Source organism: Roseovarius albus (genome assembly GCF_900172335.1).
Lineage (GTDB): Bacteria > Pseudomonadota > Alphaproteobacteria > Rhodobacterales > Rhodobacteraceae > Roseovarius > Roseovarius albus.
This window is the reverse complement of record NZ_FWFX01000015.1, coordinates 53,491-70,647: the sequence shown is the minus strand read 5'-3', so window position 1 is coordinate 70,647 and position 17,157 is coordinate 53,491. Positions and strand designations below refer to the sequence as shown.

18 protein-coding genes are annotated in these 17,157 nt (G+C 53.0%); 16 read left to right on the top strand and 2 right to left on the bottom strand.

What is annotated here, in order from left to right; translation table 11 throughout:
- Positions 1 to 11 precede the first annotated feature (11 nt).
- Positions 12 to 1,385 (top strand): DUF3179 domain-containing protein, encoded by a 1,374-nt coding sequence (locus ROA7450_RS18155; protein ID WP_085807372.1) that lies wholly within the window; start codon positions 12 to 14, stop codon positions 1,383 to 1,385.
- Here ROA7450_RS18155 and ROA7450_RS18150 read toward each other — a convergent pair.
- Positions 1,382 to 1,999 (bottom strand): (d)CMP kinase, encoded by a 618-nt coding sequence (locus tag ROA7450_RS18150; protein WP_085807371.1) that lies wholly within the window; start codon positions 1,997 to 1,999, stop codon positions 1,382 to 1,384. The two genes, ROA7450_RS18155 and ROA7450_RS18150, sit on opposite strands and share 4 nt — an antisense overlap.
- Before the next feature lie 452 nt (positions 2,000 to 2,451).
- Between ROA7450_RS18150 and ROA7450_RS18145 the strand changes: the two genes are divergently transcribed.
- Both ROA7450_RS18145 and ROA7450_RS18140 read left to right on the top strand, forming a co-directional pair.
- A complete protein-coding gene (locus tag ROA7450_RS18145) occupies positions 2,452 to 2,697 on the top strand; it encodes a hypothetical protein (protein ID WP_085807370.1) in 246 nt (81 codons plus the stop codon).
- 298 nt (positions 2,698 to 2,995) lie between these two features.
- Entirely contained in the window at positions 2,996 to 3,370 is a 375-nt protein-coding gene (locus ROA7450_RS18140; protein WP_234999588.1) for a hypothetical protein, read from the top strand.
- 154 nt (positions 3,371 to 3,524) lie between these two features.
- On the opposite strand, the gene ROA7450_RS18135 is transcribed toward ROA7450_RS18140, so the two are convergent.
- Positions 3,525 to 5,405: an adenylate/guanylate cyclase domain-containing protein gene (locus ROA7450_RS18135; RefSeq protein WP_085807369.1), complete on the bottom strand. Its 1,881-nt coding sequence runs from the start codon at positions 5,403 to 5,405 to the stop codon at positions 3,525 to 3,527.
- A 222-nt stretch (positions 5,406 to 5,627) separates the two neighbouring features.
- Here ROA7450_RS18135 and ROA7450_RS18130 point away from each other — a divergent pair, with 222 nt between their 5' ends.
- From ROA7450_RS18130 to ROA7450_RS18070, 13 genes are all read left to right on the top strand, one after another.
- Positions 5,628 to 6,011, top strand: coding sequence for an ectoine synthase (locus ROA7450_RS18130; RefSeq protein ID WP_085807368.1), 384 nt, complete (start codon positions 5,628 to 5,630; stop codon positions 6,009 to 6,011).
- 178 nt (positions 6,012 to 6,189) lie between these two features.
- Positions 6,190 to 6,663 (top strand): 50S ribosomal protein L15, encoded by a 474-nt coding sequence (rplO, locus tag ROA7450_RS18125; protein WP_085807367.1) that lies wholly within the window; start codon positions 6,190 to 6,192, stop codon positions 6,661 to 6,663.
- 112 nt (positions 6,664 to 6,775) lie between these two features.
- The gene (secY, locus tag ROA7450_RS18120; protein WP_085807366.1) at positions 6,776 to 8,140 is read left to right on the top strand and encodes a preprotein translocase subunit SecY; all 1,365 of its coding nucleotides are present in this window, start codon (positions 6,776 to 6,778) and stop codon (positions 8,138 to 8,140) included.
- On the top strand, positions 8,137 to 8,778 hold the full coding sequence (locus ROA7450_RS18115; protein WP_085807365.1) for an adenylate kinase: 642 nt from the start codon (positions 8,137 to 8,139) through the stop codon (positions 8,776 to 8,778). The genes secY and ROA7450_RS18115 overlap by 4 nt, the downstream gene beginning before the upstream one ends.
- A 5-nt stretch (positions 8,779 to 8,783) precedes the next feature.
- On the top strand, positions 8,784 to 9,026 hold the full coding sequence (locus ROA7450_RS18110) for a hypothetical protein (protein ID WP_085807364.1): 243 nt from the start codon (positions 8,784 to 8,786) through the stop codon (positions 9,024 to 9,026).
- A gap of 208 nt (positions 9,027 to 9,234) precedes the next feature.
- A complete protein-coding gene (rpsM, locus tag ROA7450_RS18105; protein WP_085807363.1) occupies positions 9,235 to 9,603 on the top strand; it encodes a 30S ribosomal protein S13 in 369 nt (122 codons plus the stop codon).
- A 14-nt stretch (positions 9,604 to 9,617) separates the two neighbouring features.
- The gene (rpsK, locus tag ROA7450_RS18100) at positions 9,618 to 10,007 is read left to right on the top strand and encodes a 30S ribosomal protein S11 (protein ID WP_085807362.1); all 390 of its coding nucleotides are present in this window, start codon (positions 9,618 to 9,620) and stop codon (positions 10,005 to 10,007) included.
- Between the two features lie 117 nt (positions 10,008 to 10,124).
- Positions 10,125 to 11,141: a DNA-directed RNA polymerase subunit alpha gene (locus tag ROA7450_RS18095; RefSeq protein ID WP_085807361.1), complete on the top strand. Its 1,017-nt coding sequence runs from the start codon at positions 10,125 to 10,127 to the stop codon at positions 11,139 to 11,141.
- A gap of 153 nt (positions 11,142 to 11,294) precedes the next feature.
- Entirely contained in the window at positions 11,295 to 11,714 is a 420-nt protein-coding gene (gene rplQ, locus ROA7450_RS18090; protein WP_085807360.1) for a 50S ribosomal protein L17, read from the top strand.
- 127 nt (positions 11,715 to 11,841) lie between these two features.
- Complete coding sequence (locus ROA7450_RS18085) at positions 11,842 to 13,221, top strand: trypsin-like peptidase domain-containing protein (protein ID WP_085807359.1); 1,380 nt, start codon at positions 11,842 to 11,844, stop codon at positions 13,219 to 13,221.
- 2 nt (positions 13,222 to 13,223) lie between these two features.
- Positions 13,224 to 14,534: a replication-associated recombination protein A gene (locus tag ROA7450_RS18080; RefSeq protein WP_085807358.1), complete on the top strand. Its 1,311-nt coding sequence runs from the start codon at positions 13,224 to 13,226 to the stop codon at positions 14,532 to 14,534.
- Positions 14,535 to 15,120: 586 nt separating this feature from the next.
- Complete coding sequence (locus tag ROA7450_RS18075; protein WP_085807357.1) at positions 15,121 to 16,077, top strand: ABC transporter permease; 957 nt, start codon at positions 15,121 to 15,123, stop codon at positions 16,075 to 16,077.
- A gap of 12 nt (positions 16,078 to 16,089) precedes the next feature.
- Entirely contained in the window at positions 16,090 to 17,154 is a 1,065-nt protein-coding gene (locus ROA7450_RS18070) for an ABC transporter permease (RefSeq protein ID WP_085807356.1), read from the top strand.
- Positions 17,155 to 17,157 lie beyond the last annotated feature (3 nt).

The window sequence follows — 17,157 nt, the reverse complement described above, 5'->3', positions numbered from 1 at the left end:
GGAGCTTCCTCATGACTTTCACCCGCCGAGAATTCACCGCCGGTCTGGCAGGATCCGCATTGTTGCCCACCGTTGTCAGTGCGCAAACTGCCGTCAAAGAAATTGACCTGCTCAAAGCCACGATCAACAGTTCACCCGAAGGGGCCTTTGCCGCGCTCACAGCTATTCGCAAACGCGGGAAACCGGATCTGGCCGCGGGTCTGATCATGGCCATGCGGTTTGCCCAGCTGCCGCAAAACTATTTTGTCGAAACCCTGAACGAAATCACTGGAGCCAAACCCGGTGACAATTGGTTCGACTGGATGCTCTGGCAAGAGGCCAATCCGCAGATCATCCCGCATCAGGCGTCTTTGATCGAGTTCAAACGAGATATCTATCTGCGCATCGATCCCAATTTCGATGTCTTCCTAAAACCACGCCACCTGCAGCGTGACCGAATGAAAATTCGACTTGAGGAAATCACTTGGGGCGGGGTGCGCAAGGATGGCATTCCATCGCTCGACAACCCCAAACTGATTGTGGCCAAACAAGCCGATTACATGCGCAAGGATGATCTAATCTTTGGCGTTTCGATCAACGGTGACACCCGCGCCTATCCCCTGCGCATCATGGGTTGGCACGAAATGTTCAACGAGGTCATTGGCGGTGTGCCGGTCGCCTTGGCCTATTGCACCCTGTGTGGTTCAGGCATTTTATTCGAGACAAAGGTTAAAGGTCGCGCGAAGCCCCTGATCTTTGGGTCATCTGGCTTCCTTTATCGCTCCAACAAACTGATGTTCGACCGTGCAACGCACTCTTTATGGAACCAGTTCACGGGCAAGCCGGTTTCGGGCAAATTAGTGAACAAAGGGATCGAATTGCAGCAGCGCCCTGTTGTAATTACGACATGGGCAGATTGGCGACAAATCAACCCGCAAACCCGGGTTCTGTCGGTCAATACAGGGTACAATCGCAATTACGGCTCAGGGGTGGTGTATCAAGACTACTTCTCGTCACCCGATCTAATGTTCCCCACCAATGTCGATCAGCGCCAGCACCGACAAAAGGACTATGTCTTTGGCATTCGCGAATTCGGAGGGGCCAAGGCTTGGCCGCTCAAAGCGTTTCGCAAAAACAAGGTGATCAACGATGGCATGCTGGGCCGCTCGCTGGTTTTGATCGGGGATGACAAAACCCGCACTGTACGCGCTTATGAGCGCAAGGGCATCACTTTCAGTGGCAATACCAAAACGGTCAAATCCGCTGATGGCACACAATGGCAAATCACCGAGGATGCGCTTGTCGCTCCCGATGGCCGCCAATTGCCGCGGGTCGCTGGTCATATTGCCTATTGGTTTGCCTGGAATGGCTATCTTGGCGCGCAAAGCGAGATTTACAAAGGCTAAGACACCTGCGTCATGCGTGCCCGTACAATTTCAGCTGCTTCTTCAATGGCGGCGGCAATGCTCATCTCTGACGTGTCCAGAACCGTCGCGTCCTCGGCGGGCTTCAGCGGGGCTGTGGCGCGGGCGCTGTCCCGTGCATCACGCACCTGCAGGTCCGTCAACACATCTTCAAGTGTCAAGTCGTGTCCCTTGTTCACCAATTCCTGATGTCGGCGCCGTGCGCGTACATCGTCGGTGGCTGTGACAAACAGTTTCACTTCGGCCTCGGGGCAGATCACCGTGCCAATGTCGCGCCCATCTAATACCGCACCACCATCACGCCGTGCAAAGGCGCGCTGAAAGTCGGTTAGCGCTTGCCGCACCTCAGGGATGGCCGCCACGCGCGATGCCGCTTGCGCCACCTCAGGCGTGCGTAGGTTATCAGCTTCAATATCCTGCGGCTCCAGTGCCAGCGCGGCGTCTACTGGATCCACACCACTCAACGTTCGAAACCCCGCCGCACGGTAGAGGAGACCGGTGTCCATATGAGCAAATCCAAATTCGGCGGCCAAAGCCTTGGAGAGCGTGCCTTTGCCAGCTGCCGCCGGTCCATCAATCGCGATTGTGAATGCCATCAGGATCCCTTTTTATGGTGCCCCATAGTGGTAATTAACTATCGCGTCACCCTCAACCCACATACGAATCGTTTCGACATGTCTGCAGACTTTGCAAACCAAAAATGTGTTTTAATGTGTTTTCAGAATGGTGAATTCAAAATGCTCAAAAAAACACTTCGTTTCCAAGTTTGATCAAAATTAAATAAGGCGAAAATGACACAATTCAGCATGCCGGGATAAATTACCAACAAGGAAACATAGGAAACAATGGATGCTTAACTCTTTGTAATTACGTAAGTGGATCAATTATTGTTGCAATAATGGATACAAAAAGCGACACGCCTAGGGTATTGAGGGGGATTTGGGCCTCGAATTGTGGCGAAAAAGTGTCAAACTGCGTCAAAATTGTGCCGATTTTGGTGGGCAAATAAGTCGCGTTCGATATCCAGTGTACTTTTTAGGAGAAACGTATGTTTCGAAACCAGATAACCAGTAAACTCTGTATGAGTGACCGCTTTAACTTCGGCTATCATGTGTCTGCGCGCGAGTGTTTTGAGCGCAATGGCGCAAGAGTTATTTTAGACGCACCAGACCCAGAGGTGCTTGGGGGAGAAGTTCCGGTAGGGCGACGCCCATCAGAACTTTCATGGCTGCCTGTGACAGAATTGGTTGCGCTCACTTGTTTGTATTTGTTGATTGCCAATCCCTTCGGGTAAATTTTTAGTGGGGCTTATACAGAAATAGAGAAATGTGCTGGACGGGGTTACCGTCTGCTGCCGTGCATTTGGGGCCAAGAGATGAGATGATCTCTTGGCCCCAAGTCTTTTTGTTTGAAGATCATTGGCCTTGGCGTATTTCTAATGAGAGCAAAACGGGGCGCATACTGTGATAAAGAACGTCATAACAGTCGATGACAAATTTCAAAAAGGCTATTCATATACTCTCGAAGTGGCGATCGGTTCACAATTTTCGTCAGCATTTTCACCGGCATATTCCCCGGCGGAAATGCTGAAGATGGGTGTTTTTGAAGGGAAATATATCAATGACAGCGTGGAGGAATTCCCGCAGGAATGGTTTGATGGCGCTCAGCTGTCAGACTATGCGGATCCAGCGCTCAACTATTTTGGGGTAAAAAGCCGGCAGTCTTTATCAGTCTGGCGAGAAAAGGGATGGATTTACGGTCCCGACCCGCGTGGCTGGTTTCAGTGGTATTGCCGATACTACATGGGCCGCCGCCTGCCGCAGACGGACGCGATACAGATTAAACGCTGGCGCGCCTTTGCCCGCCACGCCGGGCAGATCCGCGCCAATTGTGACCCCGGCGACATTTTCTGCCGCCCGCGTCAGCGGCAGGGGTTGCTGCAATGGGCGCACGACGCGTTGATCTGAGATCAATTGCCTCTGCAACGCTTTGCCAAGTATTTGACAACTTAGCGTTAGGTCGTTGGAGGTTCATTTTGGGCCCAAAAAGTGAGTTTGTCACGAAACCATCTGTGTGTGTTATTGGCTTCATTATCCGCTATACGAGAGAAACTCCAAACCACTAAAACGCGTTTTCCGGAACTCCCAATGTTCGCAAATCGTCTAACCATCGGTTTTGGAATTCTTTGTCGGTGAACGGAGCAGCTTTCGCTTCTTCAATATCATAGTCGGGATTGTCTATTAGGAACTCGCCCATCATCGTGCGCGCTTCGTCATCACGCCCTAACCGGAGTAAAATCGGAGCAAGGGTACGTCTGAGGCGATCCGGGACCCCGTTCATTTTCTCAATCGAAGCGAGTGCTCCTTTGTAGTCCTCTGCAAAGTACTGGGCCCAACCCAGATTCCATAGATACCAATCTGGATGATGTGGATTGAGGCGTATTGCAGCCCTCATCCGGTCAACGGCTTCATCCGCCCTTCCACTGTAGATCAGAGGATCAATGGAATCGGCAAGTACCTGAGCGGAGTTCGGGTTTAAAGATATTGCCTTCTCGTAAAGTGATGCGGCCTTCTCAAGATCTCCACTTTGCACTGTAATACTGGCCAGAACCTGATGAGCTTTGAAATTGAATGGCTCCAGTTTTATCGCCTTTCTAGCCATTTCAAACGCGAGACCCAAAGATTCTTCACGCGACGTGATTTCAGTCCAACCCCAGCGATAGCCGAAGTTATGGGCCCAGGCGAGTTCGATGTATGCGCTCGCAAAATTCGGGTCGAGTTCGATTGCTTTCTCGCTCAGCTCCATCGCACGAATGTTGCCTTCTTTCGTGAATGTGAACGCCTGTTCCTGCGCGCGCTTAAAAAGCTCGTATGCATTCAAGTTGTCTGTGGGCTGGTGTTCTAGCCGGTCATACTCAGCCAGGTCGATGTTTTCGTTGAGAGTCAGAGCAATCGTTCGCGTGACTTCGTCTTGAACAGCAAAAATGTCCTCAAGGTTGCGGTCGTAGCTTTCTGCCCAAAGATGTTTGCCATTGGTTGCGTCGATCAATTGCGCTGTGACCCGCAACTTGTCCCCCAATATTTGGACACTGCCCTCGACGACATAGCGAACACCCAGTTCCTTCGCCACCTGTTGTACCTTTACGGGTTGGTCCTTGTAGGTAAATGACGAATTGCGGGAGATTACGAAGAAGTCGACAAATCGGGAAAGCGCAGTGATGATGTTCTCGCTGAAGCTGTCGCTGAGGTAATCATGTTCCGGGTCGCTGTTCAAATTGTCGAAGGCCAATACGGCAATAGACGGTTTGCCAGTTAGTGGGACGGTAGAGAGATCGGCCGTATCGGATGATTGGTTTGAATCGTCCCAACTCTGCCACAAGACCATTCCCCCGATCGCGAACGCAACCGCGACCACAATAGCGACCAACCGTGAGCGACGTGCTGGCGCCACGGGTTGGGGAATAGGAGAAACGAGTGCCATTGCTTTGTCATCAAGCAACAGGCTGAAAACATTTATAGGTTCTGCGATGTTCTTGACCTCATGCAGCCCGAGGTCTTTGATGTTGAGGTCGAGTTTGTCTTTTACCTGATCATATACGCTGGCCGCCATATAGATGCCATCAGGCACAGCCAAACCTTCCAGGCGCGACGCGACGTTTACACCGTCCCCGTAAATGTCATCGTTCTCCACGACGATGTCACCGACGTTGATCCCAATTCGGTAGTGTATCTGGTCCTTTTCCAGGACATCCTTGTTTTTCAACCCTATGAAATGTTGAAACTCTATCGCGCATTGCACCGCTTCAACGGCGCTGGCAAATTCGATCAGCAGGCCATCGCCCATCAATTTGACGATGCGCCCTTTTCGGGCTGAAACGATAGGTTCTATCAGATCTTCGCGATGTGCCTTAATGGACTCCAGAGTGCCTACTTCATTCTCCCGAATGAGGCGGCTGTAGCCTACTACGTCTGCAGCAATTATCGCCGTGAGGCGTCGTTCCAATGCTCAACCTCCCTAACTCAATTGATAGGTTAGCCAAAAAGACGGATTTAATCCAGATACGAGGTTGACGTCACATCTCACCAGCGAATGCTGCCATTGCAATTTTGCACGAGACCGGCTGGTTTGTCCGCGAAGCGGCCCTTGACACTTGAAGTCGGTAGAGTGTTCAAGTTTTTACAGAATGTTTACTGATGGCCCCACGGGTCAATGAGGCAGCGCACGATGATTGTAAAACACCTATCGCAGATTCTGGGCACCAGCGCCCATATCACGGGCGACGCCTTTGAAAGCCGCCGGATCTTGCTCGCATCGGACGGGCTTGGTTATTCCCTGCATGACACATTTATCAAAGCTGGTAGCGAGCAGCATTTGCATTACAAAAACCACCTCGAATCAAACTACTGCTTTCAGGGGGAGGGCGAGGTTGAGAACGTTGCAACCGGTGAGGTGTTCCCTCTGAAGCCGGGTTCGATCTACGTGTTGGACAATCACGAGGCGCATATCCTGCGTGCCAAGACAGACATGCGCTTGGTTTGCGTCTTCACTCCGGCGCTGACCGGCGACGAGGTTCACGACGAAGATGGAAGCTACGCCGTATCCGAGTAATTCGCGGCTAAGCGCTTTATATAAATCTGCACTGCTTAATTGATCAGCTTTGGTCTTGATCGTTCGTCTTATCCCGTCTATACGCGCCCGGTGGCCCGCCGGGCTACACACCTTTAATCTAGAAACGCCGCGTTTGCCCATCACGCTTCGGGGGCATATCCGGCAAAGGAGAAGCGATATGAAACTCAATGAACTGCGCGACAATCCTGGCGCAACAAAAAAACGCAAGCGCGTTGGCCGTGGTCCCGGCTCCGGCACAGGTAAAACCGCTGGCCGTGGTATCAAAGGTCAGAAATCCCGCTCGGGTGTATCCATCGGTGGATACGAAGGCGGCCAAATGCCATTATACCAACGTTTGCCAAAGCGTGGCTTCAACAAGCCAAACCGCAAGCAGTACGCTGTTGTGAACCTGGGCCTGATCCAGAAATTCATCGACGCCAAGAAAATCGACGCCAAAGCGGCCATCACCGAAGATGCGCTGTTGGATAGCGGCCTGATCCGTCGCAAGCTGGACGGTGTGCGCGTTCTGGCCAAAGGCGAAGTGACATCGAAACTGAACATCGAAGTGACCGGCGCGTCGAAGTCAGCTGTTGAAGCAGTTGAAAAAGCGGGTGGCTCACTGAAAGTCACAACCGCGCAGGCGGCCGAATAAAAACTTGTGAGCGGCGTGCGCGCCGCTTAGATAAACCTCAAGTTTTCCTTAAAACGCCGCCTGGGTCGGAAAACGACCTTAGGCGGCGTTTGATTATGAAAGAGACCTCTTCATGGTATCTGCAGCAGAACAAATGGCGGCCAACACCAGCTGGTCCGCGCTTGGCAAAGCAACTGATCTTCGCAAACGCATTGTTTTCACCCTGATCGTTTTGATCATCTATCGTCTGGGCACCTACATTCCTGTGCCGGGCATCGATGGCCAGGCGCTGCGTGAATTCATGGAAGAGGCGGCAACCGGCATTGGCGGCATCTTGTCGATGTTCACCGGTGGAGCCTTGGGCCGCATGGGGATCTTTGCGCTGGGCATCATGCCTTATATCTCGGCATCGATCATCATTCAGCTGCTCACCGCCATGGTTCCTGCGCTGGAACAGCTCAAGAAAGAAGGCGAGCAGGGCCGCAAGAAGATCAACCAATACACCCGTTTCGGCACGGTTGGTCTGGCGACGCTGCAATCTTATGGTCTGGCTGTCAGCATGCAGTCGGGTGATCTGGTCACCAATCCGGGCTTCTTCTTTATTGCCAGCTGCATGATCACACTGGTCGGCGGCACCATGTTCCTGATGTGGCTGGGTGAGCAAATCACTGCACGCGGCATCGGCAACGGCATTTCATTAATCATTTTCGTCGGCATCATTGCCGAGGTACCCGCAGCGCTGGCGCAATTCCTTGCCTCTGGCCGCTCAGGCGCAATCAGCCCTGCCGTGATCGTCAGCGTTCTGGTGATGATCATCGCGGTCTTTGCCTTTGTTGTGTTCATGGAACGCAGCCTGCGCAAGATCCACATTCAATACCCCCGCCGTCAGGTGGGTATGAAAGTCTACGACGGCGGCTCCAGCCATCTGCCAGTCAAAGTGAACCCAGCGGGCGTGATCCCGGCGATCTTTGCCAGCTCGCTGCTGCTCTTGCCGATCACCGTCAGTACTTTCTCGGGCAACCAGACCGGCGGCGTTATGTCGGTTGTTCTGGCCTATTTCGGCCCCGGCCAGCCTCTCTATCTGGCGTTCTTCACGCTGATGATCGTGTTCTTTGCCTATTTCTACACCTTCAACGTGGCGTTCAAACCCGATGATGTTGCGGACAATCTGAAGAACCAAAATGGCTTTATCCCCGGCATCCGCCCAGGCAAGAAAACCTCTGAATACCTTGAGTATGTGGTCAACCGCGTTCTGGTCATCGGTGCCGGCTACCTTGCGGCAGTTTGTCTCTTGCCTGAAATTATGCGTAGCCAATTCCAGATTCCGTTCTATTTTGGCGGCACGTCAGTTCTGATTGTGGTTTCGGTCACAATGGATACGATCCAGCAGGTTCAATCACACCTTCTGGCGCATCAATACGAAGGGCTGATCGAAAAATCACAATTGAGCGGCAAAGGTAAAAAGCGCGCTCGCAGAAAGGGAGCCACTCGTCGATGAACATCATTCTTCTCGGACCACCGGGTGCCGGTAAAGGCACACAAGCACATATTTTGGTCGAAGACCGTAACATGACCCAACTTTCCACCGGGGACATGTTACGAGAGGCCAAAGATAGCGGGACCGAGATGGGCAAAATTGTTGCCGATGTTATGGCGCGTGGCGATCTGGTCACCGATGAAATCGTGATCGGCCTGATCCGCGAAAAGCTGCAAGGCGAAAAGGGTGGGGGCTTCATCTTTGATGGCTTCCCCCGCACATTGCCACAGGCCGACGCGTTGGCGGCGTTGCTTGAAGAGTGCGGCGAAAGCCTTGATGCCGTGGTTGAGATGCAGGTTGATGACAATGCGTTGGTCAGCCGTATCACTGCCCGTTCCACCTGTGGCGGCTGTGGCAATGTCTACAACGACATCACCAAACCATGGCCCGCAGACGGAAAATGCGAAAACTGTGGCTCCACCGAGGTGAAGCGCCGCGCTGACGATAACGAAGACAGCCTCAAAAACCGTCTGATGGAATACTACAAAAAGACCTCGCCACTGCTGGGCTACTACTATGCCAAAGGCATGTTGCAATCGGTCAATGGCTTGGGCGAAATCAACGAAGTTAAAGCATCGATTGCGGGCGCTTTAGGCTAAAAGAAATGACTGCCTTGAATGAAATTCGGGTAGGTGATTGCTTGGATGTAGACGACGGCATTATAGGTGCCGTCGTTTTCAATTCAGTGGTTGGGGAGTGGTCCGACAACTTTCCAGAGCAGGAATGGCCACAAGCCGACTATCTAGGAATTATGATCCAGCAGGAAAACGGTGCTTTAGTGTTCTTTGATGGGACCACATTGGTAGAAGAAAAAGTACCTTTGCGACGCATCCCAGAACCCGGATAAATGGCCGTTTTTCGTTTAGCCTTGACGCTCCCCTCAATTCCTCCTATGGACCACCATCTCGTTAGAGATACGATTCTTTAACCGGGTCGCCCCCGGCGCGAATCGATTACCTGAATTCAGCTGCGGCCCGATGCTTGATCGCTTCGGGCTTACGTTGTGAAAAAAGGGTCTGGAGCTACGGACCCGCAACGCAAAAGGAAAATGACACTTGGCACGTATCGCCGGCGTTAACATCCCGACCCACAAGCGGGTCCCGATCGCCCTGACATATATCACTGGTATTGGTCACACTTCGGCCAAAGCCATCTGCGAAGCCGTAAACATCGACTCATCCCGTCGTGTAAACGAGCTGAGCGACTCTGAAGTTCTGGCCGTGCGCGAACACATCGACGCCAACTACAACGTCGAAGGCGATCTGCGCCGCGAAGTTCAGATGAACATCAAGCGTCTGATGGACCTTGGTTGCTACCGTGGCCTGCGTCACCGTCGTAACCTGCCGGTTCGCGGTCAGCGTACACACACCAACGCACGCACACGCAAAGGCCCTGCAAAGGCCATTGCTGGTAAGAAGAAATAAGGGAGGGCTGATCAATGGCACGCGATACCAAACGCACCAAAAAGAAGGTCTCCAAGAACATCGCCACAGGCGTTGCTCACGTGAACTCTTCTTTCAACAACACCAAAATCCTGATCTCAGACGTTCAGGGCAACGCCATCGCATGGTCGTCCGCGGGCACCATGGGCTTCAAAGGGTCGCGTAAGTCGACACCTTATGCCGCTCAGATGGCTGCCGAAGACGCAGGCCGCAAGGCGCAGGATCACGGTATGAAAACCCTCGAAGTCGAAGTTCAGGGCCCAGGTTCGGGTCGTGAATCGGCGCTGCGCGCTCTGGCCGCGGTTGGTTTCAACATCACATCAATCCGTGACGTAACACCGATTGCACACAACGGCTGCCGCCCACCTAAGCGCCGTCGGGTTTAATCCGCATTTATTTTGGATGGGGCCGTGTGATTTTTCACGGTCCCATTCCGTCAATTTTAAACCTCGGGCGTTTTCGGCCTTTGGACATCGGGCCGAGAACAGGAATGGAGGGACAGCATGATCCATAAGAACTGGGCAGAACTGATCAAGCCGACACAGCTGGACGTTAAGCCGGGCAATGACCCGCTGCGTCAGGCGGTTGTCACGGCAGAGCCGCTGGAACGCGGTTTTGGTCTGACACTGGGCAACGCGCTGCGCCGCGTTTTGTTGTCGTCGCTGCAAGGCGCGGCGATCACCAGCATTCAGATCGACAACGTTCTGCATGAATTCTCATCCGTGGCTGGTGTACGTGAAGACGTCACCGACATGGTTCTGAACCTCAAGGGCGTTGCCCTGCGCATGGAAGTCGAAGGGCCAAAGCGCCTGTCGATCACTGCCAAAGGTCCAGGTGTTGTCACGGCTGCTGATATCACTGACAGTGCTGGCATCGAGATCCTGAACAAAGAGCACGTGATCTGTCACCTTGATGACGGCGCGGATCTGTTCATGGAACTGACTGTCAACACTGGTAAAGGCTATGTCGCTGCCGACAAGAACAAACCAGAAGATGCGCCAATCGGCCTGATTCCGGTTGATGCGATCTATTCACCTGTTGTGCGCGTCAGCTATGACGTTCAGCCAACCCGTGAAGGTCAGGTTCTGGACTATGACAAGCTGACCATGAAAGTTGAAACAGACGGTTCACTGACACCTGACGATGCTGTGGCATTCGCTGCGCGCATTCTGCAGGATCAGCTATCGATCTTCGTCAACTTTGATGAACCAGAAGCCGCCGGTCGTCAGGACGAAGACGATGGTCTCGAGTTCAACCCACTTCTGCTCAAGAAAGTGGACGAACTGGAACTGTCCGTTCGTTCGGCCAACTGCCTCAAGAACGATAACATCGTTTACATCGGCGATCTCATTCAGAAGACCGAAGCAGAAATGCTGCGCACGCCAAACTTTGGCCGCAAGTCGCTCAACGAGATCAAAGAAGTGCTGTCCGGTATGGGTCTGCACCTTGGCATGGATGTCGAGGATTGGCCGCCCGACAACATCGAAGATCTGGCGAAAAAGTTCGAAGACGCGTTCTAAAGCCAGAGCAAAGAATGCGCGTAGGGCGGGGAGGTCTCCGCCTTATGCAAAATGCCCGGAATGCCGGGGACAGATTGGGCAAACCCGCCCTAAGGAGAGTTGGCGACACGCATCGCTGGCCAGACAAAGCAAAATGAAGTTAGGAGACTTAAAATGCGTCACGCACGAGGCTACCGCCGCCTGAACCGTACCCACGAACACCGCAAGGCTCTGTGGGCCAACATGGCTGGCTCGCTCATCGAACATGAGCAAATCAAAACAACTCTGCCAAAGGCAAAAGAACTGCGCCCGATCATTGAAAAGCTGATCACGCTGGGCAAGCGCGGTGACCTGCACGCGCGCCGTCAGGCCGCAGCGCAGTTGAAAGAAGATCAATACGTTAGCAAACTGTTTGATGTTCTGGGCCCACGCTATGCTGAGCGTCAGGGTGGCTATGTCCGCGTCCTGAAAGCTGGCTTCCGCTATGGTGATATGGCCCCAATGGCGATCATCGAATTCGTTGACCGCGACGTTGATGCCAAAGGCGCAGCTGACAAAGCCCGCGTTGCAGCAGAAGAAGCTGCTGAAGAATAAAAGAATATTCGACTTCGGTTGAGGATTGAGCCCCTGCCTTTTGGCGGGGGTTTTCTTTTACCGGCACGGCCCTTGTATCTTTTGCCTGCTGATTTCATATCTTCTTTCATAGAATTAAGAGGCTCTGATGCTGCGACTTTGTGTTTTGCTAACCCTGCTTTTGACGCCACCAGCTTTGGCTGAAACACAGGTGCCTAAATCGCAGGCTGAGGTCAGCCTGAGCTTTGTCCCTGTGGTCAAACAAGCAGCCCCAGCCGTTGTGAACATCTACGCACGCATCATCCATCAGGGCCGCCGCAGCCCGTTTCAGGGTGACCCGTTTTTTGAGCATTTTTTCAAAGGCTTCGGTGACCCGCGCCCACGGATTGAAAACTCTTTAGGTTCCGGAGTGATCCTGACCGACGACGGGATCGTCGTGTCGAATTATCATGTCGTCGGTATGGCCTCAGAGATCCGTGTTATCTCCCAAGATGGTCGCGAATATGACGCCGAGGTTTTACTAGGCGATCAGGAAAGCGATCTGGCTATCTTGAGGTTGAAAGACGCAAGTGACCTGCCGTATCTCGAACTGCGGAACTCGGATGAAGTGGAGGTCGGCGAGCTGGTTTTGGCAATCGGAAATCCCTTTGGGGTTGGGCAAACCGTCAGCAGTGGCATCGTGTCTGGCCTTGCGCGATCAGGCACGGCCACGGGGAATAGCCGGGGTTATTTCATCCAAACTGACGCGCCAATCAATCCGGGGAATTCTGGCGGTGCCTTGGTTGATATCAGCGGCCATCTTATTGGAATCAATACCTCAATTCTGTCCCGCTCTGGTGGCTCCAACGGCATTGGCTTCGCCATTCCTTCGGCCTTGGTCGCACAGTTTCTGGATCAGATGCGCGATGGGCGCGAGAGTTTTCAACGTCCGTGGGCAGGTGCAACCGGCCAGCCGGTGACGTCAGATGTGGCCGATGGGTTGGGATTGGAGCGCCCCGGTGGTCTGATCTTGTCGCAACTGCATAGGCAAAGCCCTTTCCGGGAAGCCGGGTTCGAAGCAGGCGATATCATCGCCGCTGTGGATGGCTATACGGTCAACACCCCGGCTGAGATGATCTATCGCATGTCGGTTGCAGGTATTGGCAAGGAATCTCTGGTCACTCGTATCCGGGACGGGCAGAGCGAAGAGATCGCTGTTGCCCTGATGGCGGCACCAGAAACGCCTGACCGAGGCACCATAACAACTGGGCGTAAATCTCCTGTGCCGGAGTTGGTCCTATCCACAATTAATCCCGCAGTTATTGCAGAATATAATCTGCCACTGATGTCCGAAGGGGCGATTGTAGAAGATCCGGGCCCAGTTGGCGCGCGCCTGGGCATGCGCCGGGGGGATGTGATCGCTGAGGTAAACGGGCGGCCAATCCTGAATAGCGATATGGCTGCTACATTGATGCGCAAGGCGCGGGACTATCTGCGGCTTGATGTCATGCGCGGCTCGCGTCGGCTGTCTTTGCGTTATAAGCTCTGATCATGTCTGACCTGTTTTCTTCATCGACTTCTGATGCGTCACAAACCGCACCACATCCGCTTGCCGACCGGCTACGGCCGCGCCGTCTGGCCGAGGTGATCGGGCAGAAACAGATTCTTGGTCCTGATGCACCGCTTGGCGTCATGTTGGGTTCTGGCAGTCTGACATCGCTCATTTTGTGGGGGCCGCCAGGGGTGGGGAAAACCACAATTGCGCGGCTACTGGCGGATGAAACGGATCTGCGTTTTGTGCAGATCAGCGCGATCTTCACTGGTGTGCCTGAGCTGCGCAAAGTTTTTGAGGAAGCCCGGTTGCGCCGGTCAAACGGGCAGGGGACATTGTTGTTCGTCGATGAGATCCATCGCTTCAATAAGGCACAACAGGATGGATTTTTGCCGCATATGGAAGATGGTACCATCTTGTTGGTGGGGGCAACCACGGAGAACCCAAGCTTCGAGTTGAATGCCGCTTTGCTAAGCCGGGCACAGGTTCTGGTGTTGGAACGTTTGGAGTTGGCTGAATTGGAGCGAATGACCCAACGTGCTGAGTCTGAGCTAGGCCATGCGCTGCCGCTTGATGGCCACGCGCGTGAAGCGTTGCTCGAAATGGCCGATGGCGATGGTCGGGCGTTGCTGAACCTGATTGAACAAGTTTCAGCATGGAAAGTCGAAGGCAATCTCAACACCGATGCGCTGACCAAGCGCTTGATGAAGCGTGCGGCCAAATACGACAAGAGCGGAGATGAGCACTACAATCTGATTTCAGCCTTGCACAAATCCGTACGTGGCTCTGATCCGGATGCGGCGCTGTATTGGTTTGCTCGTATGCTGGCAGGCGGAGAGGATCCACGCTTTCTGGCTCGTAGAATCACGCGCATGGCGGTAGAGGATATTGGATTGGCAGATCCGCAGGCGCAAACCCATTGTCTGCACGCTTGGGAAGTCTATGAACGTTTGGGTAGCCCCGAAGGCGAGTTGGCCTTGGCGCAAGCAGTGACGTATCTGGCTTTGGCGCCAAAGTCGAACGCAACCTATATTGCGTATAAGGCCGCCATGAAGGGTGCGCGCAGTACTGGCAGTGAGCCGCCGCCCAAACATATTCTGAATGCACCGACCAAAATGATGCAAGAACAGGGCTATGGTGATGGTTATGCCTATGATCACGATGCCGAAGACGGATTTTCGGGGCAGAACTATTTTCCCGAGACCATGAAGCGCCCCGCGTATTATCACCCGGTTGAGCGGGGATTCGAACGAGAACTTAAGAAGCGGCTTGATTATTTTACCAAATTACGAGCCCGAAGAGGCTCGTGAATCTTCTGCGAACGGCACTTTCCAGAGAAAAAGTTCATAATTTGTCAGTAGTTACAGAAGTTTTTAAGCCGCGTTCAAAAAAATATCATTTGCTTAACTAAAGGGTAGATGTAACGGAAATTTCGTGATTTGTTGGGTTCATGTCGTATTCGGGCTGTTCGCAGAACCAAATGAGATGCAAAATTTGGCTAAAGCCTCGCACAAAGAATGAGGCGCGTTCAGCAAATAATCAGGGAGTGCACATGAATCCTGCCGTAACAAGCGAAGCAGACGATACACCCTCATACGGGTCGTCTGTCGGTTATGGATTGTGCCTATCTTTCTCCGTTGATCACCGCCCAGTCATTTGGGTGCTAGCGCAAACAGCGATCTGTTCGGCGCGATTGAGTTTACTTTGGCCATTCGTCAGGAATGGCCAATTTCGTTTGGCCTGACATTGTCAGGCTTAAATTGCCCAGATGCTAGAAATCCCATTTGAGCATCGGGGCCACAAATCCTTTCAGGTCGCATCCTGCACCTGTGGGAAACATAACTGTAAAGGCGTTGGGAACACTCAAAAAGCCGACGCAGACAGAAGGAGGGACAAATGGGAGACATACTAGGGCTAGTTGGAAAACGGCTCGGGTTGGGGGCGATCATCTTGCTGATCATCTCGGCCATAATTTTCTTTATGATCGAGTTGTTGCCAGGTGACGTTGCTCAAGCCGTTCTCGGACAGGGCGCGACAGAAGAAAACCTTGCGGCCTTGCGTAAGGAAATGGGGCTCGATCAACCTGCAATCGTTCGTTATCTCGCTTGGTTGAAGGGCGCGATCGTATTCGACTTCGGCACTTCAATTGTAACAGGCGGTTCTGTCGCTTCGGCGATTGGAGAACGGTTTGCTAACACGCTATTTTTGGCGGCTTATGCCGCAATGATTGCAATCCCGATTTCGATTTTGTTGGGCGTATTGGTCGCTTTGCTACGCAATTCGATCTTCGACCGCGTCGCCAACGTTGTCACATTGTCGTTCATCTCTTCACCTGAGTTTTTCCTGGGTTACATTCTGATCCTCTACTTCTCGGTCAAATGGGGCATGTTCCCTGCGATTGCGAGCTTGAATGACGGAATGAGCTTTGGGGACTTGCTATATCGCACTTTCCTACCGGCCCTTACCATGGTTCTGGTTGTGACCGCGCACATGATGCGTATGACACGGGCTGCGATCATTAACCTCCTGGCCTCGCCATATATCGAGATGGCTCGTCTGAAAGGTGTTCCGCCTTGGCGCGTGATCGTGAAGCACGCTCTGCCGAATGCTTGGGCGCCAATCATTACAGTTATCGCGTTGAACTTGGCTTACCTGATCACTGGCGTGGTTTTGGTCGAGGTGGTTTTCGTTTACCCAGGTATTGGCCAACTTCTAGTGGATGCTGTGGCGAAGCGCGACGTTCCTGTTGTGAACGCCTGCTGTTTGATTTTCGCGGCGACCTTCATCTTGCTGAACCTTGCTGCTGACGTCGGCGCAATTCTGACCAACCCGCGTTTGCGGCATCCGAAATAAGGAGGGGATGACATGAGCATTTTTGTAATTGGCTACTATGCCTTTCTTCTCATCGGGTCCTGCTTGGCGGCCTACTTCAACAAACGATCGGTCTTTTTACTGCTGTTTTCATTGACACTGGTATCCTTCATTCTGGGTATTGTCGGTGGAACAAGTGCATTGAAATTTGTCGCAATCAGTGCCGGTGTTCTGGCGATGGCGGCGATGGTTTCTTATGCCTTCCGTGAGTTCTTGATCATGATGGTTTCAGACAACATGGCGAAAGAACTGCGTACCGCGCCGTTGACGGCTGCCTTCGGGATGTTTGTCATCTTCACCTATGCAATTGCAGGCATCTTTGCGCCATGGATTGCACCCTTTGGTGAAGCTGAGGTGATTTCATCAGCCTTTGCTCCAGCAGACCAAAACATGCTGCTGGGTGCTGATCAACTCGGTCGAGATATGTTTAGCCGGATTATCTACGGCACGCGCAACTCTGTTGGGCTGTCTCTATCGGCAACAACGGCTGCGTTTATCCTTGGTGCCGGTGCCGGTATGTTGGCAGCGACCAAAGGTGGCTGGTTTGACCAGTTCATGGGCCGGTTTGCGGATGTGATCATGTCGATCCCATCGTTGATTTTCGCCCTGTTGATGCTGTCGATCTTTGGTTCGAGTATGATCGTGATCATCTGTGCGGTTGCTATCATCTACGCTCCAAGAGTCTACCGCCTGACACGCGCCGTTGCTGGTGATGTTGTCGTCATGGACTACATCGAAGCAGCTAAGCTGCGTGGTGAAGGGACAGGTTACCTGATCCGCAAGGAAATCCTACCGAACTCGACCGCCCCTCTGGTGGCTGAATATGGTCTGGAATTTTGCTTTGTGTTTCTGCTGGTTGCCGGCCTGTCGTTCCTTGGGCTGGGTATTCAACCACCCACCGCTGACTGGGGGTCGATGGTGCGTGAAAACGCGACACTGATCTCGTTTGGTGAACTTACCCCGCTGATCCCAGCTGCGGCAATTGCCTTGCTGACAGTTGCGGTCAACTTCGTTGTTGACTGGATGCTGTTCCGGTCTTCGGGTCTGAAGGAGAAATAAGAC

Coding starts and splice junctions, on each gene's coding strand:
- ROA7450_RS18155 (WP_085807372.1), top strand. CDS start 12: ATGACTTTCACCCGCCGAGAATTCACCGCCGGTCTGGCAGGATCCGCA.
- ROA7450_RS18150 (WP_085807371.1), bottom strand. CDS start 1,999: ATGGCATTCACAATCGCGATTGATGGACCGGCGGCAGCTGGCAAAGGC.
- ROA7450_RS18145 (WP_085807370.1), top strand. CDS start 2,452: ATGTTTCGAAACCAGATAACCAGTAAACTCTGTATGAGTGACCGCTTT.
- ROA7450_RS18140 (WP_234999588.1), top strand. CDS start 2,996: ATGGGTGTTTTTGAAGGGAAATATATCAATGACAGCGTGGAGGAATTC.
- ROA7450_RS18130 (WP_085807368.1), top strand. CDS start 5,628: ATGATTGTAAAACACCTATCGCAGATTCTGGGCACCAGCGCCCATATC.
- rplO (WP_085807367.1), top strand. CDS start 6,190: ATGAAACTCAATGAACTGCGCGACAATCCTGGCGCAACAAAAAAACGC.
- secY (WP_085807366.1), top strand. CDS start 6,776: ATGGTATCTGCAGCAGAACAAATGGCGGCCAACACCAGCTGGTCCGCG.
- ROA7450_RS18115 (WP_085807365.1), top strand. CDS start 8,137: ATGAACATCATTCTTCTCGGACCACCGGGTGCCGGTAAAGGCACACAA.
- ROA7450_RS18110 (WP_085807364.1), top strand. CDS start 8,784: ATGACTGCCTTGAATGAAATTCGGGTAGGTGATTGCTTGGATGTAGAC.
- rpsK (WP_085807362.1), top strand. CDS start 9,618: ATGGCACGCGATACCAAACGCACCAAAAAGAAGGTCTCCAAGAACATC.
- ROA7450_RS18095 (WP_085807361.1), top strand. CDS start 10,125: ATGATCCATAAGAACTGGGCAGAACTGATCAAGCCGACACAGCTGGAC.
- rplQ (WP_085807360.1), top strand. CDS start 11,295: ATGCGTCACGCACGAGGCTACCGCCGCCTGAACCGTACCCACGAACAC.
- ROA7450_RS18085 (WP_085807359.1), top strand. CDS start 11,842: ATGCTGCGACTTTGTGTTTTGCTAACCCTGCTTTTGACGCCACCAGCT.
- ROA7450_RS18080 (WP_085807358.1), top strand. CDS start 13,224: ATGTCTGACCTGTTTTCTTCATCGACTTCTGATGCGTCACAAACCGCA.
- ROA7450_RS18075 (WP_085807357.1), top strand. CDS start 15,121: ATGGGAGACATACTAGGGCTAGTTGGAAAACGGCTCGGGTTGGGGGCG.
- ROA7450_RS18070 (WP_085807356.1), top strand. CDS start 16,090: ATGAGCATTTTTGTAATTGGCTACTATGCCTTTCTTCTCATCGGGTCC.